This is a genomic window from Streptomyces sp. NPDC001700 (assembly GCF_053596435.1).
In genome coordinates, this window is sequence record NZ_JBSFGE010000008.1 from 96342 (window position 1) to 119924 (window position 23583).

Annotated in this window: 19 protein-coding genes; 12 read left to right on the forward strand and 7 right to left on the reverse strand. The window is 70.2% G+C overall.

Features of this window, described 5'->3' with window-relative positions; all coding sequences use genetic code 11:
• The first annotated feature begins 34 nt into the window (after positions 1-34).
• Positions 35-664 carry a TetR/AcrR family transcriptional regulator gene (locus ACWC5C_RS17315; RefSeq protein WP_385446664.1) on the forward strand — a complete coding sequence of 210 codons (630 nt, stop codon included), beginning with the start codon at positions 35-37 and terminating at the stop codon, positions 662-664.
• Positions 665-746: 82 nt separating this feature from the next.
• Here ACWC5C_RS17315 and ACWC5C_RS17320 read toward each other — a convergent pair whose 3' ends face one another.
• Positions 747-1802, reverse strand: a complete 1056-nt coding sequence (locus ACWC5C_RS17320; RefSeq protein ID WP_450876206.1) for an aldo/keto reductase — start codon at positions 1800-1802, stop codon at positions 747-749.
• Positions 1803-2033: 231 nt separating this feature from the next.
• Here ACWC5C_RS17320 and ACWC5C_RS17325 point away from each other — a divergent pair, with 231 nt between their 5' ends.
• The 5 genes from ACWC5C_RS17325 to ACWC5C_RS17345 all read left to right on the forward strand — a co-directional run bounded on the left by ACWC5C_RS17325 (position 2034) and on the right by ACWC5C_RS17345 (position 8446).
• Positions 2034-3434 carry an MFS transporter gene (locus ACWC5C_RS17325; RefSeq protein WP_450876207.1) on the forward strand — a complete coding sequence of 467 codons (1401 nt, stop codon included), beginning with the start codon at positions 2034-2036 and terminating at the stop codon, positions 3432-3434.
• Between the two features lie 53 nt (positions 3435-3487).
• Positions 3488-4471, forward strand: coding sequence for a quinone oxidoreductase family protein (locus ACWC5C_RS17330; protein ID WP_450876208.1), 984 nt, complete (start codon positions 3488-3490; stop codon positions 4469-4471).
• A gap of 173 nt (positions 4472-4644) precedes the next feature.
• On the forward strand, positions 4645-5466 hold the full coding sequence (locus ACWC5C_RS17335; protein ID WP_450876209.1) for a PaaX family transcriptional regulator: 822 nt from the start codon (positions 4645-4647) through the stop codon (positions 5464-5466).
• A gap of 176 nt (positions 5467-5642) precedes the next feature.
• Positions 5643-7025 carry an MFS transporter gene (locus tag ACWC5C_RS17340; RefSeq protein WP_450876210.1) on the forward strand — a complete coding sequence of 461 codons (1383 nt, stop codon included), beginning with the start codon at positions 5643-5645 and terminating at the stop codon, positions 7023-7025.
• A complete protein-coding gene (locus ACWC5C_RS17345; protein WP_450876211.1) occupies positions 7022-8446 on the forward strand; it encodes an alpha/beta hydrolase family protein in 1425 nt (474 codons plus the stop codon). The genes ACWC5C_RS17340 and ACWC5C_RS17345 overlap by 4 nt, the downstream gene beginning before the upstream one ends.
• Here ACWC5C_RS17345 and ACWC5C_RS17350 read toward each other — a convergent pair.
• The 5 genes from ACWC5C_RS17350 to ACWC5C_RS17370 all read right to left on the reverse strand — a co-directional run bounded on the left by ACWC5C_RS17350 (position 8443) and on the right by ACWC5C_RS17370 (position 14264).
• Complete coding sequence (locus tag ACWC5C_RS17350; RefSeq protein ID WP_450876212.1) at positions 8443-9057, reverse strand: DUF742 domain-containing protein; 615 nt, start codon at positions 9055-9057, stop codon at positions 8443-8445. The genes ACWC5C_RS17345 and ACWC5C_RS17350 overlap by 4 nt on opposite strands.
• 16 nt (positions 9058-9073) lie before the next feature.
• On the reverse strand, positions 9074-9508 hold the full coding sequence (locus tag ACWC5C_RS17355; protein ID WP_385443097.1) for a roadblock/LC7 domain-containing protein: 435 nt from the start codon (positions 9506-9508) through the stop codon (positions 9074-9076).
• 32 nt (positions 9509-9540) lie between these two features.
• A complete protein-coding gene (locus tag ACWC5C_RS17360; protein WP_450876213.1) occupies positions 9541-12399 on the reverse strand; it encodes a nitrate- and nitrite sensing domain-containing protein in 2859 nt (952 codons plus the stop codon).
• Between the two features lie 228 nt (positions 12400-12627).
• A complete protein-coding gene (locus tag ACWC5C_RS17365) occupies positions 12628-12771 on the reverse strand; it encodes an MFS transporter small subunit (RefSeq protein WP_385443091.1) in 144 nt (47 codons plus the stop codon).
• Positions 12771-14264 (reverse strand): L-lactate MFS transporter, encoded by a 1494-nt coding sequence (locus ACWC5C_RS17370; protein ID WP_450876214.1) that lies wholly within the window; start codon positions 14262-14264, stop codon positions 12771-12773. Before ACWC5C_RS17370 ends, ACWC5C_RS17365 begins: the two co-directional genes overlap by 1 nt.
• Positions 14265-14820: 556 nt before the next feature.
• On the opposite strand from ACWC5C_RS17370, the gene ACWC5C_RS17375 reads away from it, so the two are divergent.
• Both ACWC5C_RS17375 and ACWC5C_RS17380 read left to right on the forward strand, forming a co-directional pair.
• Positions 14821-15216 (forward strand): DUF485 domain-containing protein, encoded by a 396-nt coding sequence (locus tag ACWC5C_RS17375; RefSeq protein WP_450876215.1) that lies wholly within the window; start codon positions 14821-14823, stop codon positions 15214-15216.
• Entirely contained in the window at positions 15213-16808 is a 1596-nt protein-coding gene (locus ACWC5C_RS17380; protein ID WP_450876216.1) for a solute symporter family protein, read from the forward strand. The genes ACWC5C_RS17375 and ACWC5C_RS17380 overlap by 4 nt, the downstream gene beginning before the upstream one ends.
• A 77-nt stretch (positions 16809-16885) precedes the next feature.
• Here ACWC5C_RS17380 and ACWC5C_RS17385 read toward each other — a convergent pair whose 3' ends face one another.
• A complete protein-coding gene (locus ACWC5C_RS17385) occupies positions 16886-17875 on the reverse strand; it encodes a LacI family DNA-binding transcriptional regulator (protein ID WP_450876413.1) in 990 nt (329 codons plus the stop codon).
• A 283-nt stretch (positions 17876-18158) separates the two neighbouring features.
• On the opposite strand from ACWC5C_RS17385, the gene ACWC5C_RS17390 reads away from it, so the two are divergent.
• The 4 genes from ACWC5C_RS17390 (at position 18159) to ACWC5C_RS17405 (ending at position 23565) form a co-directional block, all read left to right on the forward strand.
• Positions 18159-19085, forward strand: coding sequence for a carbohydrate ABC transporter permease (locus ACWC5C_RS17390; RefSeq protein ID WP_385443084.1), 927 nt, complete (start codon positions 18159-18161; stop codon positions 19083-19085).
• Positions 19086-19089: 4 nt separating this feature from the next.
• Positions 19090-20037, forward strand: coding sequence for a carbohydrate ABC transporter permease (locus ACWC5C_RS17395; protein ID WP_450876217.1), 948 nt, complete (start codon positions 19090-19092; stop codon positions 20035-20037).
• 78 nt (positions 20038-20115) lie between these two features.
• Positions 20116-21456, forward strand: a complete 1341-nt coding sequence (locus ACWC5C_RS17400) for an ABC transporter substrate-binding protein (RefSeq protein WP_450876218.1) — start codon at positions 20116-20118, stop codon at positions 21454-21456.
• A 45-nt stretch (positions 21457-21501) separates the two neighbouring features.
• Positions 21502-23565, forward strand: a complete 2064-nt coding sequence (locus ACWC5C_RS17405; RefSeq protein ID WP_450876219.1) for a beta-galactosidase — start codon at positions 21502-21504, stop codon at positions 23563-23565.
• The last annotated feature ends 18 nt before the right edge of the window (positions 23566-23583 follow it).

Consider the following 23583-nt stretch of genomic DNA (forward strand, 5'->3'; position numbering starts at 1 on the left):
GTTGGGGGTTATCAAGGGACGGAGACAGGACGATATGGACTCAACGGCGTCAGTGGCGCCGCCCGCGGGTCGCCGGGAGCGCAACAAGCAGCGGGTCAAGGAAAGGCTGTACACGGCGGCTTTGGAACTCTTCAGCGAGAAGGGTTACGACCAGACCTCCATCGACGACATCGCGGAGCGTGCCGATGTGGCGCGGGGAACCTTCTTCAATTACTTTCCCCGCAAGGAAGATCTCATCGGCGCCTGGAGCGAACGGCGGCGGGCGAAACTCATGACGCATCTCGCGGAGACCCGTTCCTATGGGGCCGGTGCCGTCGCGCAGCTGAAACAGTGCGTGTCCGTACTGGGGCGGATCAACGAGGAAGAGCGCGACCTGACGGTGGCCATGCTCACCGCCTGGGTGAAGGCGGGCCGTCCGATCCAGGAAGACCCGTATATGGCGGACATCTTCTCGGAGATCGTGGAAACCGGGTGCCACACCGGTGAACTGGCCGAGAACCTGTCGTCGAACCTCATGGGAAACGTGCTGCGCGATCTGTATCTCGGGGCGCTCTACCGCTGGTGCTACCAGCGGGATTCCGCTGACGCCGGATCGCTGAACGACGAACTCCAGGAAGTCCTGGGCCATTTGCTCGGAGGCATCTCGCATTCCTCGCGGCGCTGAAGGCGCGACGAACGCACCCGGCCCGGGAAATCGGCGGTACGCACACCGCCGATTTCCCGGGCCGGAGCAGTTACGGAGTGGTTCAGGCGCCGCGCCGCCGCACGGGCAGACGCCGCAGGGACGCGTCGGCGAAGTGCGGCGGCGTGTAGTCGGCGTCCGACGGATTGAGGTCGGTCCCCGGCGCCACCAGCGCGTCGAGCCGGTCCAGCACCGCGTCGTCCAGCGTCACCTCCGCCCCGGCCAGCAGATCCGTCAGCTGCTCGACCGTCCGCGGCCCGATGATGACCGACGAGACGGCCGGATGCGTCAGCACGAACGCCACCGCCAGGTGGGACACCGGAAGCCCGCACTCGGCGGCAAGCTTCACCAGCTCCTCGACGATGGCCAGCTTGCGCGCGTTGCCCGGCAGCGACTGGTCGAACTTGTACGGGATCATGCCGCTGCGGAACGAGCCCAGTTCGCCGATGCCGTCACCGTGCCCCTTGCGGAAGCGGCCGGTCAGCCAGCCGCTGGCCAGCGGGCTCCAGGTCATCACCCCCATACCGTGCCGCTGCGCGGTGGGCAGCACCGACCGCTCGACACCTCGCATGAACAGGGAGTACGGGGGCTGCTCGGTGTGGAACGGCACATGGCCGCGGCGCTCCGCCGTCCACCGGGCCTCCACGATCTGCTCGGCGGAGAAGTCGGACGACCCGATGGCCATCACCTTGCCCTCCCGCACCAGATCGGACAGCACCGACAGCGTTTCGTCGATGTCCGTGGACGGATCCGGCCGGTGTATCTGGTACAGGTCGAGATATTCCGTGCCGAGGCGGCGCAGACTGTTCTCGACGGCCCGCCTGATCCAGCGCCGGGAATTCCCGCCGTGGTTCGGGTCGTCGCCCATCGGAAAATGGACCTTGGTGGCCAGCACCACATCGTCCCGGCGCCCCTTGAGCGCCTGGCCGACGATTTCCTCCGTCTCGCCCCCGGCGTACATGTCCGCGGTGTCGATGAAGTTGACCCCCGCGTCGAGCGCGGTGTGCACCAGCCGCACACAGTCGGAAACGTCGGCGTTACCCCACGACCCCAGCATCATGGTGCCGAGACAGAACCTGCTGACGGATATCCCGGTCGATCCCAGTGATGTCCTGCGCATGGATTTCCTTGCACCTCATTCGCGCTTGGAGAGAATGTGGTCTCAACTCGCGGCGGGTCTCATGTCACCGCCCTCGCAGGGGAGTCTGACACGGTTGCCCGCGTCCGACGGAAGATCCACCGGAAGGCGTGAGTCCGGCGTGAGTGGGCCATGAGCGGAGGCGGACACAGTGGTAGGTACACGGGGTGAGCCCCGTGTCGGATCCATACCCCCCACCGCGAATTGGATGTGATGATGCGTCGCGCCGGGACGCTGCTGCTGCCACTGGTGGCGGTCTTTCTCGTTCCCTTTACCCTGACCGGCGCTTCGGTGGCGCTCACCGACATCAGTGCGCAGCTCGACGCGAGCCTGGCCGCCACCCAGTGGGTGGTCAACGCGTACAGCGCCACCTTCGCCGGATTCATGCTGATCACCGGTGCCCTCGCGGACCGGCTCGGCCGCCGCCGGGTCTTCGTGTCCGGCGTGACCCTCTTCGCGGTGTGCGCGCTGATCAGCGCCGCCGCCCAGGACATCGTGGTGCTGGACGTGGCGCGGCTGATCTCCGGGGTCGGCGCGGCCGCGACCACCACGGGGGCGAGCGCCGTGCTCGCCGAGGCCTTCACGGGCCCGGCCCGGTCCAAGGTGTTCGGCCTGTTCGGCACCACGATCGGCGTCGGCCTGGCCTTCGGGCCGACACTGGCCGGGCTGCTGGTGGACAGCTGGGGCTGGCGGGCCGCGTTCGCCCTGCCCGGTGTCATCGGCCTGGGCTGCCTCGTCTTCTTCCGCTCCCTCCCGGCCTCCCGGCCCGCCGCCGCGCGCGGCCAGCTGGACCGGGCGGGCGGCACACTGTTCACCCTCGCGCTGCTGCTGCTGATCTTCGCCCTGGTGGAGGGCCCCGAGCTGGGGTGGGGCAGCCTGGCGGTGGCGGGTTCGCTCGTCGCCTCGGTGGTGCTGTCCGGGGCGTTCGTGGCCGTCGAGCGGCGGGTGGCCGAACCGCTGCTGGACTTCCGGCTCTTCGGCACCGGCCGCTTCCTGGGACTGTGCCTGGCCGTGGTCGCGGTGGTCGGGCTGTTCGGCCCGCTGCTCACCTATCTGCCCGCCTACTTCCACGCCGTCGCGGGCATGAGCACCGGTGAGGCCGGACTGTCCATGGTGGCCCTCACCGGCCCGGTCCTCTTCATCCCGCTGATCTGCGGGGCGCTGGTCCGCTGGGTGCCCGGCTCGGTGCAGGTGGTGGCCTCGCTGGTGCTGGTGGCCGCCGGGTCGGCCTGGCTGGCGACCGGATCCTCGCTGCTCCCGGCACTGGTCGTGACGGGCGTCGGCGTGGCCGTCGCCCAAGGGCTGCTCGACGGACTGGCGGTCGACGCGGTCCCCGCCGAGCACGCGGGCGCCGCCGCGGGCACGTTCAACACCGCGAAGCTGACGGCGGAGACGCTGGGCATCGCCGTCGTCGGCGCGGTCCTGGCGGCCCGTACCGGAGGACGGCTGTCCGGCCCGCGTTTCCCCGAGGCGCTGCACCTCACGCTGTGGATCTTCGCCGGACTCTGCCTGGTGTCCGCCGTCGCCACGGCGGTACTGCTGCGGTCGAGGGCGGCGAAGCCCGTCACCGTGGCGGCGGAGGGCGAGCGCGACGCCGAGGCCGTCGCCACCTGAACACCTCCCTGATTTCTCTCTGTTCACGATGTTTCTTTGAGGAGTGACGTGCCATGCGCGCTGTGACCATCCCCCGCTTCGGCGGACCCGAGGTGCTGGAGTACACCGAGGCCGAGGCGCCCGTGCCCGGTCCTGGCCAGGTATCCATCGAGGTGACCCACGCCGGGGTGAACTACGCCGAAATCCTGTTCCGGCAGGGCGCGGTGGACGTTCCGCTGCCGTACGTACCCGGCATCGAGGCCGCGGGACACATCCGCGCCCTCGGCGACGGCGTCACCGGCCTGCGGGTGGGCCAGCCGGTCACGGCGCTGACCATGACCATGGGCGGCGGCTACGGCTCGGTCGCGGTGACCGACGCACACCTGGTCGCCCCGCTGCCGGACGACGCCGACCGGTCCCTGATGGCGGCCGTCCCCTCCAATAGCACCACCGCGTGGCTGGTCCTGAGCGAGGTGGCCCGGCTGCGCAAGGGCGAGCGGGTGCTCGTGCACGCCGCGGCCGGTGGCGTGGGCAGCCAGCTCGGCCAGGTGGCGCGGCTGCTGGGCGCGAGCCAGGTCGTGGGCACGGTGGGCTCGCCGGACAAGATCGAGGCGGCGGCCGCCTTCGGCTACGACAAGGTCGTCCTCCGTGACGACCTCCCCGGATCCGTGGCCGGGCTCACCGATGGGCGGGGCTTCGACGTGGCCGTCGACCCGGTCGGCGGCGCGGCCCGCCGTACGAGCCTCGACGCGCTGGCCCAGGGCGGGCGCCTGGTCGCCATGGGCAACGCCTCGGGCGCGGACGACGTCCCGTTCAGCGCGAACGAACTGTGGTTCAGCGGCAAGGGCGTGCTCGGCTTCAACCTCGGCGCGCTCAGCGGTGAGCGCCCCGAAGCCGTGTCCGCCGTGCTGCGGCAGGCGGTCGGCGCCGTGCTCGACGGCGAACTGCGCGTGGCGGTCGGCCAGGTGCTGCCGCTGCGGGACGCCGCCGAGGCCCACCGCCGCCTCGAGAGCGGCCGCACCACCGGCAAGCTGGTGCTGGAGGTGGGGCAGGAGTGACCTGCTCACGGTGACCCCCGCGCCCAGCGGCGCGCGACTCCCGCGCCCAGCGGCGCGGGTGTACCGGCGGCCCCGGCCCACCCCCGAAGGGCCGGGGCCGCCGTCGTGTCTCACGGGGTGTCCCACGGGTGGCGGCGGACGCGCTGTCGGCGGATGCGCGTACCGTTGGCTCCGTGACCACTGCTGATGCCGCCCCCCGGCCCCAGTCGCTGATGCTCACCTTCCTGGGGGACTGGGTGCTGGGCCGGGACGTGTGCGTGTACTCGGGGAGCGTCATCGACCTTTTCGGCCGCGCCGGTGTCGGCGAACACGCGACCCGCTCGACGCTCACCCGCATGGTGGGGCGCGGCCTGCTGCGGCGGCAGCGCGAGGGCCGCCGCATGTACTTCGGGCTCACCGAGCGCTCGGAGACGGTGCTGCGGGACGGCGAGGGCCGCATCTGGCAGACCGGCGCCGTCAACCGCACCTGGGACGGCACCTGGACCCTGCTCGGCTTCTCGCTGCCCGAGTCCTGGCAGCGCCAGCGCCACGACCTCCGCTCCCAGCTCACCTGGAACGGCTTCGGGCCGCTGTTCAGCGGGCTGTGGATCGCACAGGGCGAGGTCGACGTGGTGCCCATCCTCAACGAACTGGGCCTGGCCGCGCATGTGAAGGTGTTCCGCGCCCACGCCGACGCGGGCATGGACATCGGCGCGATGATCGAGGAGACCTGGGAGCTGCCCGCGCTGGCCGGGCGGTACGAGGAGTTCGTACGCCGCTGGCAGCCCCAGGAGCACACGTCCGCCGGGGACGACGCGTCGCTGGTGGCCCGGCTGCGGCTGTCCACCGAGTGGCTGCGGATCATCCGGCAGGACCCCCGGCTCCCGGTCCGGCACCTGCCCGAGGACTGGCCCGCCGAGCAGGCCGAGAAGACCTTCCGCGCCGTCCACGAGCGCCTGACACCGGGGGCGCGGACGGCGGCGGAGCGCCTGCTCGACCTGGTGCCGGTGCGCTAGCCGACTGCTCAACCGCACGCGATAACAGGTGACCGAAGCCGGTCCCGCAGTCCGTCGCGCTGTCAGTCGCGCACAAATGTTGTGCAGAACATTGACCGCAGTCGGATATCTGCCTACCTTCGCGGGAACCAACGGCACCGTCTCCATGCCACCCCGACGGCACCAGGGAGCTTCCCGTGCAGCCAGCCCCCGTCCCCGTTCCGCCGCCCCCCGATTCCCGGCAGCTGCGCCGCGTCGCACTGTCCGGCCTGCTCGGCACCGCGGTCGAGTTCTACGACTTCCTCGTGTACGGCACGGTCGCCGCGCTCGTCTTCGGCGAGCTGTTCTTCCCCGACGCCGACCCCGCCGTCGGCACCATCGCCGCGTTCGGCACCTTCGCCGCCGGATACCTGGCGCGCCCCCTCGGCGGCATCGTCTTCGGCCACTTCGGCGACCGGCTCGGCCGCAAGTCGATGCTGCTGCTCACGATGGTCCTGATGGGCACCTGCAGCTTCGCCATCGGACTCCTCCCCACCTACGACGCGATCGGCGTCTGGGCACCGGTGCTGCTCGTCGCCCTGCGCGTCGTCCAGGGCCTCGCGATCGGCGGTGAGTGGGGCGGCGCCATGCTCATGGTCGTCGAACACGCCGAGCGCACCGGCGGTGCCCGGCAGCGCCGTGGCCTGTGGTCGAGCTTCACCCAACTCGGCGCCCCGCTCGGCTCGATGCTCTCCGCGGGCGTGGTCACGATCGTCTCGACCCTGCCGGACGACGAGTTCCGGGCCTGGGGCTGGCGGGTGCCGTTCCTGCTGAGCGTGGCGCTGCTCGCCGTCGGGCTGTTCGTACGGCTGCGGGTGGCCGAGAGCCCGCTGTTCACGGAGGCCCAAGCCCAGTCGCGGAACACCCGGCCGCACGACAAGCCCCCGCTCGCCGAGGTGCTGCGCAGCCCCAAGCCGCTGCTGCTGGCCGGGTGCGTCGGCATCGGCGCGTTCACGGCCCAGGCGCTGCTGACCAGCTTCATGATCTCGTACGCCGTACGCAACGGGTACACCCGGCCGCAGGTGCTCACCGCCGTGACCGTCGCCTCCTGCGTGGCCCTCTTCGCGCTGCCCGCCGCCTCCGCGCTGTCGGACCGGGTGGGCCGCCGCCCGGTCGTGCTCGCCGGGGCCGTCGCGTCGGCCGCGCTGGCCTTCCCCGTCCTGGCGCTCGTCGACTCCGGATCCCCGGGGCTGCTGATCCTGGCCCTGGCGCTGGGCCACGGCGTGGCGCAGTCCACCATGTACGGACCGCTCGGGGCCCTGCTCAGCGAGATGTTCGGCACCCGTGTCCGCTACACCGGCGCCTCCCTCGGCTACCAGCTCGCCACCCTGGTCGGGGCCGGTTTCTCCCCGCTGATCGCGAGCAGCCTGCTCGCGGCGTACGGCGGCGGCAGCACCCCGCTCTCGCTGCTGCTGTGCGGCGGCGCGGCCATCACCGCGCTCACCGTGTGGCGGCTGCGCGAGACCCACGCCGACACCCTCGACGACCGCGCCACCGCCCCCTCCGCCGATGTCCCCGCCACCGAAGGAGTCCGCCCGTGAAGCCCCGCGCCCGCGCCCGCGCTCTCGCCCTCGCCGCGACCGCCGTGCTCGCCGCCACCACGCTGCCCGCCCTGCCCGCGCAGGCCGCGAGCGCCGAGGGCGAACACCTGGAAGGTCACTTGGCGTCCGGGGCCGCGTACCTGGTGGACGTGCCCGCGCGGTGGAACGGCACCCTGCTGCTCTTCAGCCACGGCTACACCCCACAGGGCGCCCCCAACCCGGCCCAGAACGCGCCGAGTTCACAGACCCGCGCCCGGCTCCTCGATCAGGGGTACGCCCTGGCGGGTTCCTCGTACGCCACCACCGGCTGGGCCGTGACCGACGCGGTGCCCGACCAGCTGGCCACGCTGGACCTGTTCGCGCAGCGGTTCGGGGCGGCCCGGCAGACCCTCGCCTGGGGCCAGTCGTACGGTGGGTTCGTCACCACCGCGATCGCCGAACGGCACCCCGACCGGATCGACGGATCGCTGTCGATGTGCGGACTCGTCCAGGGCGGGGTCGCCAACTGGAACAGCACCCTCGACCCCGTCTTCGCGCTGAAGACCCTCCTCGCCCCCGACTCCGGCATCCGCCTCACCGGCTTCGCCGACCAGGCGGCGGCCAAGGACGCCGCGACCGCGCTCACCGGGAAGCTGACCGCCGCCCAGCAGACCCCGCAGGGCCGGGCCCGGATCGCGCTCGCCGCCGCCCTGCACAACATCCCCGGCCACAACGACGCGTCGCAGCCGAAGCCCGGCCCGGCCGACTGGGCCGGACAGCAGGCCAACCAGTACGCGGCGGTCACCGGACTGCTGCGGACCGCCGCGTTCTCCTGGCGGCAGGAGGCCGAGTCCCGCGCGGGCGGCAACCCGTCCTGGAACACCGGCGTCGACTACGCGGCGATGCTGCGGCGGTCCTCGGTCTACAAGGAGGTGACCGAGCTGTACAAGGAGGCCGGGCTGACCCTCCGCGACGACCTCGCCGCCCTGGACCGCGCGCCCCGCACCACCGCCGACCCGAAGGCCGTGGGGTGGATGCGGCACACCAGCGGCTTCACGGGCAGGCTGACCGACCCGCAGCTGAACATCCACACCACCGGCGACGGGCTGATCCCCGTACAGTCCGAGAGCGCCTACCGCCGGGCCGCCACCGCGGGCGGATCGGCGGAGCTGCTGCGCCAGGCGTACGTCGACGCCCCCGGCCACTGCACCTTCAGCCCCGGCGAAACCCTCGCCGCCGTGCACACGCTGGAGCGGCGGCTCGCCACCGGCCGCTGGAACACCTCGCCGGACGCGCTCAACTCCACGGCCAAGGCGCAGGATCCGGCAGCCGAGGCACGCTACGTCGGCTACCGGCCGACCGCCTATCCGCGCCCCTACGACCTGGCGCACCAGGACGGCCCGCGCCACCGGGACGAACGCCACCGGGGTGATGGCTCCTAGAGCCGCCTGAGCCCGGTCAGGACCCGCTCCATCAGCGTCACGCTCGGGGCCTCGCCCTCCTCGGTCCCGGTCTGCTCGACGGCGATCAGCCCCCGGTCCGCCATGTCGCCGAGCAGGACCCTGGCCACACCCAGCGGCACCGAGAGCCGTGCCGCCACCTCGGCCACCGACTTCGGCTCCTGGCACAGCGAGATCACGGGAACGTGGTCCGCGTGGGTGAAGGCGGCGGACTGGTGCCCCAGTTCGGTGGTCGTCACCAGGGTCTCCAGCTCGAAGTGATGCTGGGACCTGGTGCGACCACCCGTCCATGTATAGGCGCGCACGAACGAGGGCGAGCCCTGCTGCTGCTCGTGTCCGTCGTCCCACGCCGCGTGCTCCCCGTCCTGCGACGGGGGGTACGCGTACGGGTCCTGGGGAGCGGCGGGCGGCGCCTCCTCCGGCTGCTGGCGGGCCGCGGCCTCCGGCTGGGAGCTGGAGTCTGAGCCGGACTTCTTCCGCGGCCGCCGTGCTTTGCCGAAACTGAACGCGTTGAGCACGTCGGCGAAGGTCTGGTCGTCCTCCGCGCCCTGGTCTCTCCGAGTGTGCCCGGAAGGGCCTTCACCGGTGCTCATGATCTCCTCATCCGGGCTAGCGGGCTGCTGTCTGCTGGAATCCTTGCAGCTCGGCGCGTAGTTCGGGGGTCAGCATTTCGCCGACCTGGTCCACGAGCACGGCCATCTCGTAAGCCACCTGACCAATCTCGCAGTCCGGTGCCGCCAGTGTCACCAGGCACGAGCCGTCCTTGATGGACATCAGCAGCATATGTCCGTACTCCATCTGGATCACCGTGCTCTTCACCTCACCGGTGTCCAGACACCGCGCGGCGCCCTGGATCAGGCTGATGGCGCCCGCGGCGATGGTGGCGAGGTGTTCGGCGTAGTCGCCCGCCAGCCGGTTGGAGGCGGTGAGCAAAATCCCGTCGGCTGATACCACCACGGCGTGGGCCACATTGGGAACACGTTCGGTGAAGTTGGTGACCAGCCATCCGAACTGGCTCACCTCCCGCGGGTGGGGTGAGGTCATGGCTTCTTTCCTGCCCGTTCGTCGATGGAATTTTAGCGCTCGTCGGGACGGGCCCGACGGATGCCTGACTGGTAGTTGCTGAGGAAGCTGTGCGTCTGTCCCGCGTCCTGGCTCGGCTTGGCCTTGCCGGGGGCGGTACGCGGCGCGGGACGTTCACCGGGCCGGGGCCCGCGCGGGGTCCGCTTCGGCAGCCCGGACTGGGTGCGGTCGGCCTCCTCCGCGGTGTCCGAGGAGTCGGCCGGGGCCTCGGCGGGACCGCCCGGGCGGCGGTCGGCCCCCAGGTCCGGGCCGTTCCCCGGCAGGGGCTCCGTCTGCTCGGAGGGCGGGGTGAACAGACGCGAGGAGCCCTGGGGACGGGGGCGCGCCGCACCAGGTGCCGGTGCCGATGGCTGTGCCGGTGCCGGTGCCGATGGCGCGTCATCCGAGGCGGGCGGCGTGAACCACGACGCGCCGGTGGCGCGCTGCTGCTCCGGACCCGACCGCTGCTCCTGACCGGACCGCTCCTGACCGGAACGCTGCGGTGGCACCAGGCCGTTTCCGGTGGTGGGCCGGGCCTTCTGGGCGTCGTGCTGGGCGGCCGGTCCGTCCGCCGGTGTCCTGCCGTGCTCGGCGGCGTGCTGGGACCCGTGCTCGGCGCCGTCGCGGGACGCGTCCGGTGTGCCCTTGCCGACCGGGTCGGGGCGTCCGGCCCCGTTGGCCCCGTCGGGCCCGCCCGGCGTACGGCGTGGCAGTCGCTTCGGCAGGCCGCCCTGCGTGTTCGAGCCAGCCGTACCGGTTCCGGCCGAGGCGGGACGTTCCTGCTGCGGCCCGCCCCAACCCCCAGACCGCGTACCGGAGTCGGCGGCGGCCGCCGGGCGGACCCCGTTGGAGGTCTCCCGCACGGCGGGGGCAGCCGTGACCTGACCCTGTGGCCGCGCCGGTTCGAAGGCCTTGGCGGCGGTAGGCGTCGGACCGCCGCGCCGGGGCGCGTTCCCCCGGGGAGCGTCGTCGGACCGGTCCGACGGTACGAGGTTCGCCGGGACGAGCACACCGGCCCGCAGACCCGCGCCCCACTCCGAGCTGAGGTTCACAGAGATGCCGTGGCGGTTTGCCAGACGGCCGACGACGAAGAGGCCCATTTGACGGGAAGACGAGGCTTCCTCGGAACTGGTTGCCTCCAGCCGCCGATGTGCCTTGGCCAGTTCGGCGCCGCTCATCCCGATGCCCTGGTCGCGGACCTCGATGAGGGCGGAGCCGTCGCGGCGCGGCGTGGTGCTGATGACCACCTGGGTCTCCGGCGGGGAGAACGCGGTGGCGTTGTCGAGCAGTTCGGCGATGATCCGCGCCAGGTCACCGGCCGCGTAGCCGGTCACCGCCACGGAGGTGGAGGCCTGCACCTCGGCGCGCTGGTAGTGCTCGATCTCGGAGACCGCGGCCCGCAGGACGTCCTCCAGCTGCACGCGGTGACCGTGGGTGCGGACGAGCGTGCTGCCGCAGAGAACCATCAGGTTCTCGTTGTTGCGCCGCATCCGGGTCGCCAGGTGGTCCATCTGGAAGAGGTTGGCGAGCTGGTCCGGGTCCTCTTCGTGCCGTTCGAGCTGCTCCATCAGCCGCAGCAGCCGGTCCACCAGGGTCTGGCTGCGCCGGGAGAGGTTGACCAGGGTGTCCCGCAGGTCGCCGCGGAGCGCGGCCTGTTCCGACGCCAGGCGCACGGCCTGCCCGTTCACCGCGTCGAAGGCCCGGGCGAGCTGCCCGAACTCCTCCGTGGTGTGCACCGGCACGGCGCTGACGGCGGTGTCCGCCTTCTCGCCGTCGCGGATGCTGGAGACGGCGGCCGGGAGCCGGTTCTCGGCCACGTCGAGCGCGGTGGAGCGCAGGAGGGTCAGCGACCGCAGCAGATACCGGCCGATCGCGAAACCGATCCAGAGGGCGAGCAGCAGCACCGCGAGCAGGCCCACGGAGTAGGCACCGGCCCGGTTACTGGTCTGGTCCTGCAGCTGGGCGGAGTTCACGCGCAGCTGCTGGGCGAGGTTCTTCTCGACCTTGCCCAGGAGTATCGCGGTCGTCTCCGAGCTGCGGTTCCACTGGGAGGCCGGGATCGGCGGCGTGGTGACGCCCTGCTCGGCGTCCTGGGACCGGGACAGCGCGGTACGCACCAGATCCGAGCGCTTGGCCACCAGCTTGCCGGTGACCGTCCGCTGGTACATCTCCTGCTCCGCGGGGGTGGCCACGGCCCGGAAGTCGCCGAGCTTTTCCTGCAGCCGGATGTCGGACTCCTCCAGCGCCCGGATCAGCTTGGTGTCCATGGGCTGCCCGGGCTCCATGCCCTCCAGGAGGGTCACATGCTGGAGGTGGACCTCTTCCTGGACCGCCTCCAGGTCGTACAGCGCGGACGCGGGCCCGGTCAGCTTGGGTTCGGCGAACCGGCTGCCCAGGGACTGGTCCAGGTCGAGCAGGCTGTTGATGACGGTGCGGTACCTGTTCACCGCGGCCCAGGAGCTGATGCTGCCGGACGTCACCTGCTGACGCAGGTCGGTCAGGCCGCCCAGGGCTTTGGTGGCGTCCTTGTAGCGGACCCCCGCGGCGCCCTTGAGCAGGGGTGCCTGCTGCTCGGTGTTCGTGAGCACGGTCCGGGCGCGGTCGGTGGACCGGGTCTGCCGCAGCATGTCGGCGGAACCGGCGTCCGCCTTCTCACGCAGGTGTTCGGCGGCCATGGTGCGCTCCATCTGGAGGCTTCCGAGCAGTGGCATCAGCCCGGAGCGCAGCTTGACCAGCTGCTGCATGTCCGCGTACGAGTTGGCGCGTTCGACTTCGCGCTGAATCTGGACGACACCCAAGGCGACCGCCAGCAGCGCGGGCACCACCAGCACGGCGCCCATCTTGACCGGAAGCCGCCAGTTTCGCCATTGCACGATAGTGGCCCACAGCCCCGGGCCGCGTGCAACTTCGGCCGCATGCCTGCCCGGGGTCACGAGACGCGCTCCGCGCCCGGAGCGGCTTGGCCACAGCGATGTATCACGATGCGCTTTCTCCTGGGATTTCTCCTGAAGAGGAAGTCGAACGACCGGCGGCACACCGGCCTGGCCGGGGGCGGCGGAAACGCCCGCGGCCGGACTGGTGATGTGCCGGCGCGAACACCTCTACTCGAACAGCTTTCGGCTCGTCATGGCAAGCTCATAGAGGCCGTACGCGAAGGGAATGGCCACCCACAGCCACGCCACGGCCAGCAGAACGGGCGACGACTTCACGGCCGCGCTCTGCGAAGGATCGTCCTGGTGAGCCATCAGTTACCCCTCTCGGCCGACGCGGCCTTCTCAGCCGACTCGGCCTTGTCGGTCGACTCAGCCTTCTCCGCGGCCGGTTCGGCCTCCTGGGCCTTCTCAGCCGGTTCGGCCTTCTCGGCCTCGCCGCCCCGCTCACCCGAGGCCACCGGCTCCGACTTCGGCTCCGGCTCCGGCTCCGGCTCATGGAACTTCGGGTTCACCGGGCGCACCAGCTCGTTGGCGATGAAGCCGATGACGAGGAGCCCGATCATGAGGTAGAAGGAGATGGCGTAGAGGTCCGGTCCGGAGTTCCCGGACTTCTTCCCGGCGTCCGCCACGGCGTCCACGATGATCGGCCCGGCGACCCCGGCGACCGACCACGCGGTCAGCAGCCGACCGTGGATCGCGCCGACCTCGTACGTGCCGAACAGGTCCTTCAGATAGGCCGGTACGGTCGCGAACCCGCCGCCGTAGAACGACAGGATCGCCATGGCCGCGACCACGAACAGCACGGTGCTGCTGTTCTTCCCGAGCAGGATGGTCAGGTAGAGCAGAGCACCCGCGCCCAGGTACAGGCGGTAGATGTTCTTCCGGCCGATCGCGTCGGAGACCGACGACCAGACGAAGCGGCCCGTCATGTTGGCCAGGGACAGCAGGGCGACGAATCCGGCGGCGGCGGTCGCGCTCACCGGGGCGTCGGTGTCCTGGAAGAAGTCCTGGATCATCGGGGCGGCCTTCTGCAGGATCCCGATGCCCGCAGTGACGTTCATGCACAGCACGATCCACAGCAGCCAGAACTGAGGGGTCTTCACCGCGTTCTTCGCGGACACGTTCGCCGTGGTGACGAGCTGCTTCCCGGTGTCCTCGCGGGGGACCCAGCCGGCCGGACGCCAGCCGTCGGCCGGTACCCGGATGAGCAGCACGCCGAGCGTCATGAACGCGGCGTAGGCCAGGCCGTGCACCAGGAAGGTCTGGGCGATGCCGCTGGTGTCGCTGCCGAAGGAGGACAGCATCTGCGACGACCAGGGGGAGGCGATCAGCGCGCCGCCGCCGAAGCCCATGATCGCGGTACCGGTCGCCATGCCCGGGCGGTCCGGGAACCACTTCATCAGCGTGGACACCGGCGAGATGTAGCCGATGCCGAGGCCGACTCCGCCGACGACGCCGTATCCGAAGATGACCAGCCAGTACTGGCTGGTGGCGACGCCGAGCGAGGCGATCAGGAAGCCCGAGGAGAAGGTCACGAGCGACACGAACATCGCCCACCGCGGTCCCTTGCGCTCGACGAGCGTGCCACCGAAGGCGGCGGAGAGACCGAGGACGAGAATGGCGATCTGGAAGGGCAGTGCGCTGGCGGTGCCCGATATGTCTAGGGCTTTTTCCAGCGGCGTCTTAAAGACGCTCCAGGCATATGCCTGGCCAATGGAGAAGTGAATCGCAAGCGCCGCCGGGGGAATCAGCCATCGATTCCACCCCGGCCCTGCGATAATGCGCGAGCGGTCGAGGAAACCCACCGCTTACCTACCTCCGTCCTCGGGAACCCATTGCCGCAGGCTCTATTTGTGGAGACGCCAAACGCGTCTCGGGCGGTGGCGAGTGTAGAGCACTCTGATCAGCGGTAACAACGGCGGGACATCATTACGGGCCCCGTAGTGGAGCAGCCTCCCACACGTTCGCATAGATGGGGCGATCCACCAACATCATCACATTGCATGCATCCTCCGTTCACGAAAAGTCCGCAAGTCCGGTGGTCGGGGGTCGCCGCCATGGCGTGACACCAGGTCAGACGGACCGAAAGGAGGAAGGATCGGTAAAAGCGCACATCCTGAGAAGTTCTGACAGGTGATCACAAGCGGTTCGTAGCGGCATATGTGGCACCGAATCACCTGGATGGGGTGCCACTGGTGCATCCCAGGACGGTCCGGTCCACGGGGTATCCCCGGTCGTTGACGGCATCCGGCGCCTTACTACACTGACCCCGCCATGGGGCTGCGGGTTGCTCCTCCTCCCCACCATCCACTGCAGGCAGATCGGTACGAATTCTCCTGCCCGAAACTCCGGGAGAGGACCATGACGAAAGCGGTGCGGCCGCCCGCGCCCATTTCATCCGAGCGGGCCACTGGACACGGGTTCGCCGGTCGCGGCAATGAAAACGGCGAGCCCGACTTCGCCGCGATCCAGGAGAGCCCGGAATTTGACCGGCTACGCAAGAGGCTGCGCCGGTTCATCTTCCCCATGAGCGCGCTCTTCTTTTGCTGGTACATGACCTTCGCCCTGTTCTCGGCGTATGGTCATGGTTTCATGAGCCGTAAGGTGTTCGGCTCGGTCAATATGGGGACCGCCTTCGGCCTGCTGCAGTTCGTGTCGACGATGGCGATCGTTCTGCTGTACCGGGGCTTCGCCGACAGGAAAATCGACCCGCAGGTGGACAAGGTGCGCGAGTTGGCAGGGGCCGACAAGGAATGACATTGCAGAGCGCGGGTGAGGCGACCGGCAGCCCGGTCATCAACGTCAGCGTATTCGTCGTATTCGTCCTGATTACGCTGTTCATCGTCTACAAGGCCACCACCCGGAATCAGACCGCGGCCGACTACTACGCCGCGGGAAGCGCCTTCACCGGCGTGCAGAACGGCATCGCCCTCTCCGGCGACTTCCTCTCCGCGGCGTCCTTCCTCGGCATCTCGGGGGCGATCGCCGTCCACGGCTACGACGGCTTCCTCTACTCCGTGGGATGGCTCGTCGCCTGGCTGGTCGCCCTCCTGCTCGTCGGCGAACGGCTGCGCAACACCGGCCGGTTCACCGTGGGCGATGTGATGGCCTACCGGATGAAGCAGCGCCCGGTGCGCGCGGCCGCGGCCAACGCCACGCTGGTGATCACGTTCTTCTACATGCTCGCCCAGATGGCGGGCGCGGGCGGGCTCATCGCCCTCCTGCTCAACGTGCACAGCAAGGGCGGCCAGGCCCTCGTCATCACGGCCGTCGGCCTCGTGATGGTCTTCTACGTCCTGGTGGGCGGCATGAAGGGCACCACCTGGGTGCAGATCATCAAGGCGGGTCTGCTGCTGGCCTGTGTGACCTTCATGAGCGTGTTCATCGTCGGCAAGTTCGGCTTCAGCTTCTCGGCGATCCTCGACCAGGCGGCGCAGCGCAGCCCGCTGGGCGAGAGCCTGCTGGAGCCGGGCGGCTGGTACGGCGACGGCGCGATGGACAAGCTCGACTTCGTCTCGCTGTCGCTGGCGCTGGTCCTCGGCATCTCCAGCCTGCCGCACGTGCTGATGCGCTTCTACACCGTGCCGAACGCCAAGGAGGCGCGCCGTTCGGTGGTGTGGTGCTCCTGGTCGATGTTCATTTTCTACCTGGGCATCCTGGTCGTCGGCTACGGCGCTGCCGCGCTGGTCGGCCCGGACGCGATCCTGGAGGCCCCCGGCGGGGAGAACTCGGCGGCACCGCTGCTCGCGTTCAAGGTCGGCGGCGCGGTGCTCCTCGGCATCGTCTCCGCGGTGGCGTTCGCGACGATCCTCGCGGTGGTGGCCGGTCTGACGCTGACCGCGTCGGCCTCGTTCGCGCACGACGTCTACGCCAACGTGCTGCGGGAGGGGAAGGCCGACGCGCGCTCCGAGATCAAGGTCGCCCGCCTCACCGCGATCGCGGTCGGCGTCCTGGCCATCGTCGGCGGCATCGTCACCAGCGGCCAGAACGTCGCGTTCCTGGTGTCGCTGGCCCTGGCGCTCGCCGCGTCCGCGAACCTGTCGACGATCCTCTACACCCTGTACTGGAAGCGTTTCAACACGTCGGGGACGCTGTGGAGCATCTACGGCGGCCTGGGGTCGGGGCTGATCCTCATCCTCTTCTCCCCGGCGATCTCGGGTTCCCCGACGGCCATCTTCAACAGCGTCGACTTCCACTGGTTCCCGCTCACCAACCCCGGCATCGTGTCGATCCCGCTCTCGTTCCTGCTCGGCTTCCTCGGCACGGTCCTCAGCAAGGACAAGGCGGACCCCGGGAAGCAGGCGGAGATGGAAGTACGGTCGCTGACCGGCATCGGCAGCAAGGTCTAGCCGAGCCGCGACAGCCGGATACGCCACGACGGCCGGTCCGGGGAGCACACCGCTCCCCGGACCGGCCGTTCGCGTCGCTACCGCCCGGGCGGCGGCGCGGTGCTGTGGCGCAGCACGAGCCGGGTGGGGACGAGCGTGGTCCCGCGCCCCGGGGCGCTCTGCCGCACCTGGCGCAGGACGCCCTCGACGCAGCGGCGCCCGACCTCGGCGAAGTCCTGGTGCACGGTGGTCAGGGGCGGCAGGAACGACCCGGCCTCGGGGATGTCGTCGAAGCCGATGACGCTGACGTCGTCCGGCACCTTCCGGCCCTTCTCGTGCAGGGCCCGCAGCAGTCCCAGCGCCATCTGGTCGTTGGCGGCGAACACCGCCGTGCAGTCGTCCTCGGCGGCGAGCGCGAGCCCGGCCCGGTAGCCGGACTCGGCCGACCAGTCGCCCCGTACGAGCGGTGGCGCGGCGCGCCCGGCCTCGGTGAGCGCCGCGTGCCAGGCGTCGGCGCGGCGCTGCGCGGCGAACGAGCCCTCGGGCCCGGCGAGATGCCACACCGTCCGGTGGCCGAGGCCGAGCAGATGGTCCACCGCGTCCCGGGTGCCGCCCGCCTGGTCGGTGTCGACCACCGTGTAGCGGTCCCCGGCGTCCGAGTCGGCCACGACGACCTGGACGTGGGGCGGCAGGGAGAGCGCCGCCGCGTCGAGGAGGTGGACCTCCATGATGACGATGACGGCGTCGACGGCGAGTTCGCCCAGCCGGGAGAAGGCGCCGCGCACCTCGTCCTGGGTGGGGACGGCGACGGGCAGCAGGGTCACGGCGTAGCCCTCGTGTGCCGCGGAGGTGGCGATCGCCTCCAGCGTGCGCACATTGCCCGTGGTGGCGAGGGTGAAGGTGATGACGCCGATGGTGCGGAACTCGCCGCGCTTGAGCGCCCGCGCGGCGCTGTTGGGCCGGTAGCCGAGCTGCTTCATGGCGGCCAGCACGTCCTGCCGCGTCTCCTCGGTGACACCGGGGAAGCCGTTGGAGACCCGGGAGACGGTCTGCGCGGAGACCCCGGCGAGACGGGCCACGTCCGCCATGGACGCGCGCTGCGCGCGCCGGGCGGTCCGGGTCCGGGCGGTGTCGCCGTCCGTCGTGCCGTCCGCCGAGGGGCTGTCCGCTGCTTCCACTTTCTTCCTCGCCGCGCTCGTTCCGGATTTGCCAGACGGCTCTTGACCACCGTCATTGGGGCAGTGTAGACATTCCGCCATCAGATGTTTACGTAAACATAACACCTCCGCGTCTGCGTGAGCGCCGAAATGTTTACGCAAACATCGCGACGGCGCATGGCGCCGGTTCCGTGATGGACGAGCGAGGAACGACATGACGACGCTGCAACCCCCCGCCGCCGTGAAACGGCGTCCGGCCCGGCCTCCGGCGAAGCGGGACCGCCGCTCCTGGTCAGGCTGGGGGTTCATCGGCCCCTTCGTGGTGGTCTTCGCCTTCGTCTTCCTGGCGCCCATCGCCTACTCGGTCTACCTCAGCCTCTTCCGCGACCAGCTCATCGGCGGCACCACGTTCGTCGGCTTCGACAACTACCAACAGGCCCTGCAGGACGACCGGTTCTGGCAGTCCCTGGCCCGGGTGTCGCTGTTCCTGATGGTGCAGGTGCCGATCATGCTGGGCATCGCCCTGCTCGTCGCGCTCGCCCTGGACAGCGGGCGGCTGTACGGGCGCGACTTCTTCCGGATCTCGATCTTCCTGCCGTACGCGGTGCCCGCCGTGGTCGCCACCCTCATGTGGGGGTTCATGTACGGCACCCGCTTCGGCCTGGTGAGCGACATCAACGACGCCCTCGGGACGTCGCTGCCGAACCCGCTGTCGCCCGATCTGGTGCTGACGTCCATCGGCAACATCGTCACCTGGGAGTTCGTCGGCTACAACATGCTGATCTTCTACTCCGCGCTCCGCGTCATCCCGCACTCCCTCTACGAGGCCGCGGAGATCGACGGCGCCGGGCAGATCCGCGTCATCACCGCCATCAAACTCCCCGCGATCCGCGGCGCCCTGGTCATCGCCACGATCTTCTCGATCATCGGCACCTTCCAGCTGTTCAACGAGCCGAACATCCTGCAGAAGCTGGCGCCCAACTCCATCACCACCGACTACACCCCGAACTTCTACACGTACTCGCTGTCCTTCTCCGGCCAGCAGCACAACTACTCCGCGACGGTCGCCATCATCATGGGGCTGATCACCATGGTCATCGCCTACGTCGTCCAGCTGCGCGGCATGCGCAAGGGAGCGTGAAGCGATGAGCACCCCGGTCACCACCGCCTCCCGGCCCGCCCCCGCCACGTCCGGCGCCCAGGGCTCCGTGCCCCGGCTGCGCGGGCCCCGCAAGCGCGCCGAAGGGCGCCGCCCGCGCCGCAGTGTGCTGCTGACCGTCCTCACCGGGCTGGTCCTGCTGTACTCGCTGGTGCCGCTGGCCTGGCTGGTCATCAGCGCCACCAAGACCCAGGAGGGACTGGCCCGGTCGTTCGGGCTGTGGTTCGGCGGCGACTTCGCCCTGTGGGACAACATCAGCCAGACATTCACCTACAACGACGGTGTCTTCACCCGCTGGCTGCTGAACACCGTGCTGTACGTGGTGGTCGGGGCCGGTGGCGCCACGCTGCTGGCGGTCCTCGGCGGCTACGCCCTGGCGAAGTTCACCTTCCCGGGCAAGCGCGCCGTCTTCGCCGTCATCATCGGCGCGGTGGCGGTGCCCGGCACCGCGCTGGCCGTCCCCACCTTCCTGATGTTCAGCGAGATGGGGCTGACCAACACCCCCTGGGCGGTGATCATCCCGTCCCTCATCTCGCCGTTCGGCCTGTATCTGATGTGGGTCTTCGCCACCGAGGCCGTACCCGACGAACTGCTGGAGGCCGCCCGCATCGACGGGGCGAGCGAGGTGCGCACCTTCTTCCAGGTCGTCCTGCCGCTGCTCGCCCCCGGCATCGTGACCGTGCTGCTGTTCACGATGGTCGCCACCTGGAACAACTACTTCCTGCCGCTGATCATGCTGAAGGACCCGGACTGGTATCCGCTGACGCTGGGCCTCAACAGCTGGAACGCCCAGGCCGCGACCGCCGGTGGCGAGGCCGTGTTCAACCTCGTCATCACCGGCTCCCTGATCACCATCGTGCCGCTGATCGCCGCGTTCCTGCTGCTGCAGAAGTACTGGCAGTCCGGGCTCGCCGCCGGAAGCGTCAAGGAATAGCCCCGCCCCGTCAAGGAACAGCCCCTCCGTCCCGCACCACGAAGAGTCCCGCACCACGAAGAAGTGGAAAGCACGCCCATGCCCAAGAACGCTCGCCGCCTGCTGCGCGGCATCGCCCTGGTCTCCGCCCTCACCCTGGGAGCGACCGCCTGCGGTGGCTCCGACGACAGCGCCGCCGAACAGAAGCCGGTGTCCGCCAAGGACATCGACGCGGCCCTGAAGAAGGGCGGCACCCTGAAGGTGTGGGCCTGGGAGCCCACGCTCAAGAAGGTCGCCGACGACTTCGAGAAGGAACACCCCAAGGTCAAGGTCGACCTGGTCAACGCGGGCACCAACAAGGACCAGTACAAGGCCCTGCAGAACGCCATCGCCGCGAAGAAGGGCGTCCCCGACGTCGCGCAGATCGAGTACTACGCGCTCGGCGAGTACGCCCTGACCAAGGCCCTCGACAAGCTGGCCCCGTACGGCGCCGACAAGCTCGCGGGTAAGTACTCGCCGGGTCCGTGGAACTCCGTGAAGTCCGGCAAGGACGTCTACGCCCTGCCCATGGACTCCGGGCCGATGGCGATGTTCTACAACAAGAAGGTCTTCGACAAGTACAAGCTCAAGGTGCCGACCACCTGGGACGAGTACGTCGAGACCGCCCGCGATCTGCACAAGGCCAACCCCAAGGCGTACATCGCCGCCGACACGGGCGAGGGTGGCACCGCCACCAGCATGCTGTGGCAGGCCGGTTCCCGCCCGTACAAGGTCGACGGCACCAAGGTGAAGATCGACTTCTCGGACTCGGGCGCCGAGAAGTACACCGACACCTGGCAGAAGCTCCTCGACGACAAGCTGGTCGCGCCCATCACCGGCTGGACCGACGACTGGTACAAGGGCCTCGGCGACGGCACCATAGCCACCCTCACCACCGGCGCCTGGATGCCCGCCAACTTCGTCTCGGGCGTGAAGGACGCCTCCGGCGACTGGCGCGTGGCACCGCTGCCGCAGTGGACGGAGGGCGACACGACCACCGCGGAGAACGGCGGCAGCTCCCTGGCGCTGCCCACCCTCGGCAAGAACAAGGAACTCGCCTTCGCCTTCGCCGAGTACGCAGCCGCGGGCAAGGGTGTGCAGACCCGCATCAAGGAGGGCGCCTTCCCGGCGACCACCGCGGACCTCGAATCCGACGCGTTCCAGAACACCGCGTTCCCGTACTTCGGCGGCCAGAAGGCCAACAAGATCTTCGCCGAGTCGGCCGCGAACGTCGGCCGCGGCTGGTCGTACCTGCCCTACCAGGTCTACGCCAACTCCATCTTCAACGACACCGTCGGCAAGGCCTACGTCTCCGGCACCAAGCTGGCCGACGGCCTGAAGGCCTGGCAGGACGCCTCCGTCAAGTACGGGGAAGAGCAGGGCTTCACCGTCGAGAAGTAACCAGCTCCCTCGCGCCGCCCCGTACGGTTCACCGGAAGGACCACCATGATCTCCACCCTCCAGTCCCAGCCCCCGCACGGGACGGACGGTGACCCCACCCCACGCCTCGGCTACGGCGCGGACTACAACCCCGAGCAGTGGCCGCGCGAGGTGTGGGAGGAGGACATCCGGCTGATGCGCGAGGCCGGTGTCACCATCGTCTCCGTGGGGATCTTCTCCTGGGCCCGCATCCAGCCGACCGAGGACACCTGGGACTTCGGGTGGCTCGACGAGATCATGGACCTGCTGCACACCGGTGGCATCGGGGTCGACCTGGCCACCGCCACCGCGTCCCCGCCGCCCTGGCTCACCACGGCGCACCCGGAGATCCTCCCGGTGACCGCCTCCGGTGAGACGGTGTGGCCGGGGGCGCGGCAGCACTGGCGCCCCACCTCGCCCGTCTTCCGCACCCACGCGCTGCGCCTGGTGCGGAAGCTGGCCGAGCGGTACGCCGGTCATCCGGCCCTGGTGGCCTGGCACGTCTCCAACGAGCTGGGCTGCCACAACATCTACGACTACTCCGACGACGCCGCCCGCGCCTTCCGCGACTGGCTGCGCGCCCGCTACACCACCCTCGACGCGCTCAACCACGCCTGGGGTACCGCGTTCTGGTCCCAGCGGTACAGCGCCTGGGAGCAGATCCTGCCGCCCCGGCTGGCCGCCTCCCACCCGAACCCCACCCAGCAGCTGGACTTCAAGCGCTTCTCCTCCGACGTGCTGAAGGAACACCTGCGCGCGGAGCGGGACCTGCTGCGCGACCTCACCCCCGGCATCCCCGTCACCACCAACTTCATGGTGACGGGCGGCACCAAGGGCATGAACTACGCCGACTGGGCCGGTGAGATCGACTTCGTCTCCAACGACCACTACGTCCACCCCGGCCCGCAGGACCGCGACGAGCTGTCCTTCTCCGCGAACCTCACCAGCGGCATCTCCGGCCACCGCCCCTGGTTCCTGATGGAACACTCCACCAGCGCCGTGAACTGGCAGCCGGTGAACGTGGCCAAGCGGCCGGGCGAGCTGGCCCGGGACGCGCTGCTGCACGTGGCGCACGGCGCCGACGCCGTGTGCTTCTTCCAGTGGCGGCAGTCGGCGGCCGGGGCCGAGAAGTACCACTCGGCGATGGTGCCGCACGCCGGGTCCGACAGCGAGGTCTTCCGCGCGGTGGCCGCCCTCGGCCGGACCTTGCGGACCCTCGCCCCGGTGGCCGGGACCGAACGCGAACCGGCCCGGGTCGGTATCGTCTTCGACTGGGAGTCGTGGTGGGCGAGCGAACAGGACTCCCACCCGACCTCCCGCCTCGACTACCGCCAGGAAACGCTGGACTGGTACTCGGCCCTCCTCGCCCTCGGCATCCGGGCCGACGTCATCACGTCGCAGTCCGATATCGACCGGTACGAGGTGCTGATCGCGCCGGTGCTGCACATGGTCCCCGCGGCCCTCGCCAAGGACCTCACCCGGTACGCCGAGCAGGGCGGCCACCTGATCGCCACCTACTTCTCCGGGGTCGTGGACGAGAACGACCACGTCTGGCTCGGCGGCTACCCGGGCGCCCTGAGCGAGCTGCTCGGCATCCGCGTCGAGGAGTTCGGCCCGCTGCTCGACGGCGAGAGCGTCGACATCGAGGCCGTGTCCGGTTCGGATGAGACCGCCACCGGCACCCTGTGGAGCGACCGGATCACCGTCACCGACCCCGAGGTGGAGGTGCTGGCCCACTACCGCAGTGGTACGTACACGGGCCGCCCCGCCGTCACCCGCCGCGCGGCGGGCGGGGGCTCGGCCGCGTACGTCTCCACCCGGCTGGGCCCCGGCGGCCTCGCCGGACTGCTGCCCGCGCTGCTCGCGCCCGCCAGTGTCCGCAGTGAACTGCCGGACGGCGCCCGGGGAAGCGTCGAGCTGGCGGTGCGCCACGGCGGTGGCAGCCGCTATCTGTTCCTGGTCAACCGCACCGATACGACGGTGCCGCTGACCGGGCTCACCGGGGAACCCCTGATCGGCGGTGCCGGAGACGGCGGCGCGCTCGTCCTGGCCCCCAGGGGTGTCGCCGTACTGCGACAGCCCGCGACCTGAATCGTCCGCACACGAGTT

What these genes read in the sequence shown, in the direction of transcription:
- ACWC5C_RS17315 (WP_385446664.1), top strand. Translation starts at nt 35, where the DNA reads ATGGACTCAACGGCGTCAGTGGCGCCGCCCGCGGGTCGCCGGGAGCGC.
- ACWC5C_RS17320 (WP_450876206.1), bottom strand. Translation starts at nt 1,802, where the DNA reads ATGCGCAGGACATCACTGGGATCGACCGGGATATCCGTCAGCAGGTTC.
- ACWC5C_RS17325 (WP_450876207.1), top strand. Translation starts at nt 2,034, where the DNA reads ATGATGCGTCGCGCCGGGACGCTGCTGCTGCCACTGGTGGCGGTCTTT.
- ACWC5C_RS17330 (WP_450876208.1), top strand. Translation starts at nt 3,488, where the DNA reads ATGCGCGCTGTGACCATCCCCCGCTTCGGCGGACCCGAGGTGCTGGAG.
- ACWC5C_RS17350 (WP_450876212.1), bottom strand. Translation starts at nt 9,057, where the DNA reads ATGAGCACCGGTGAAGGCCCTTCCGGGCACACTCGGAGAGACCAGGGC.
- ACWC5C_RS17355 (WP_385443097.1), bottom strand. Translation starts at nt 9,508, where the DNA reads ATGACCTCACCCCACCCGCGGGAGGTGAGCCAGTTCGGATGGCTGGTC.
- ACWC5C_RS17365 (WP_385443091.1), bottom strand. Translation starts at nt 12,771, where the DNA reads ATGGCTCACCAGGACGATCCTTCGCAGAGCGCGGCCGTGAAGTCGTCG.
- ACWC5C_RS17375 (WP_450876215.1), top strand. Translation starts at nt 14,821, where the DNA reads ATGACGAAAGCGGTGCGGCCGCCCGCGCCCATTTCATCCGAGCGGGCC.
- ACWC5C_RS17380 (WP_450876216.1), top strand. Translation starts at nt 15,213, where the DNA reads ATGACATTGCAGAGCGCGGGTGAGGCGACCGGCAGCCCGGTCATCAAC.
- ACWC5C_RS17385 (WP_450876413.1), bottom strand. Translation starts at nt 17,875, where the DNA reads ATGGCGGACGTGGCCCGTCTCGCCGGGGTCTCCGCGCAGACCGTCTCC.
- ACWC5C_RS17390 (WP_385443084.1), top strand. Translation starts at nt 18,159, where the DNA reads ATGACGACGCTGCAACCCCCCGCCGCCGTGAAACGGCGTCCGGCCCGG.
- ACWC5C_RS17395 (WP_450876217.1), top strand. Translation starts at nt 19,090, where the DNA reads ATGAGCACCCCGGTCACCACCGCCTCCCGGCCCGCCCCCGCCACGTCC.
- ACWC5C_RS17400 (WP_450876218.1), top strand. Translation starts at nt 20,116, where the DNA reads ATGCCCAAGAACGCTCGCCGCCTGCTGCGCGGCATCGCCCTGGTCTCC.
- ACWC5C_RS17405 (WP_450876219.1), top strand. Translation starts at nt 21,502, where the DNA reads ATGATCTCCACCCTCCAGTCCCAGCCCCCGCACGGGACGGACGGTGAC.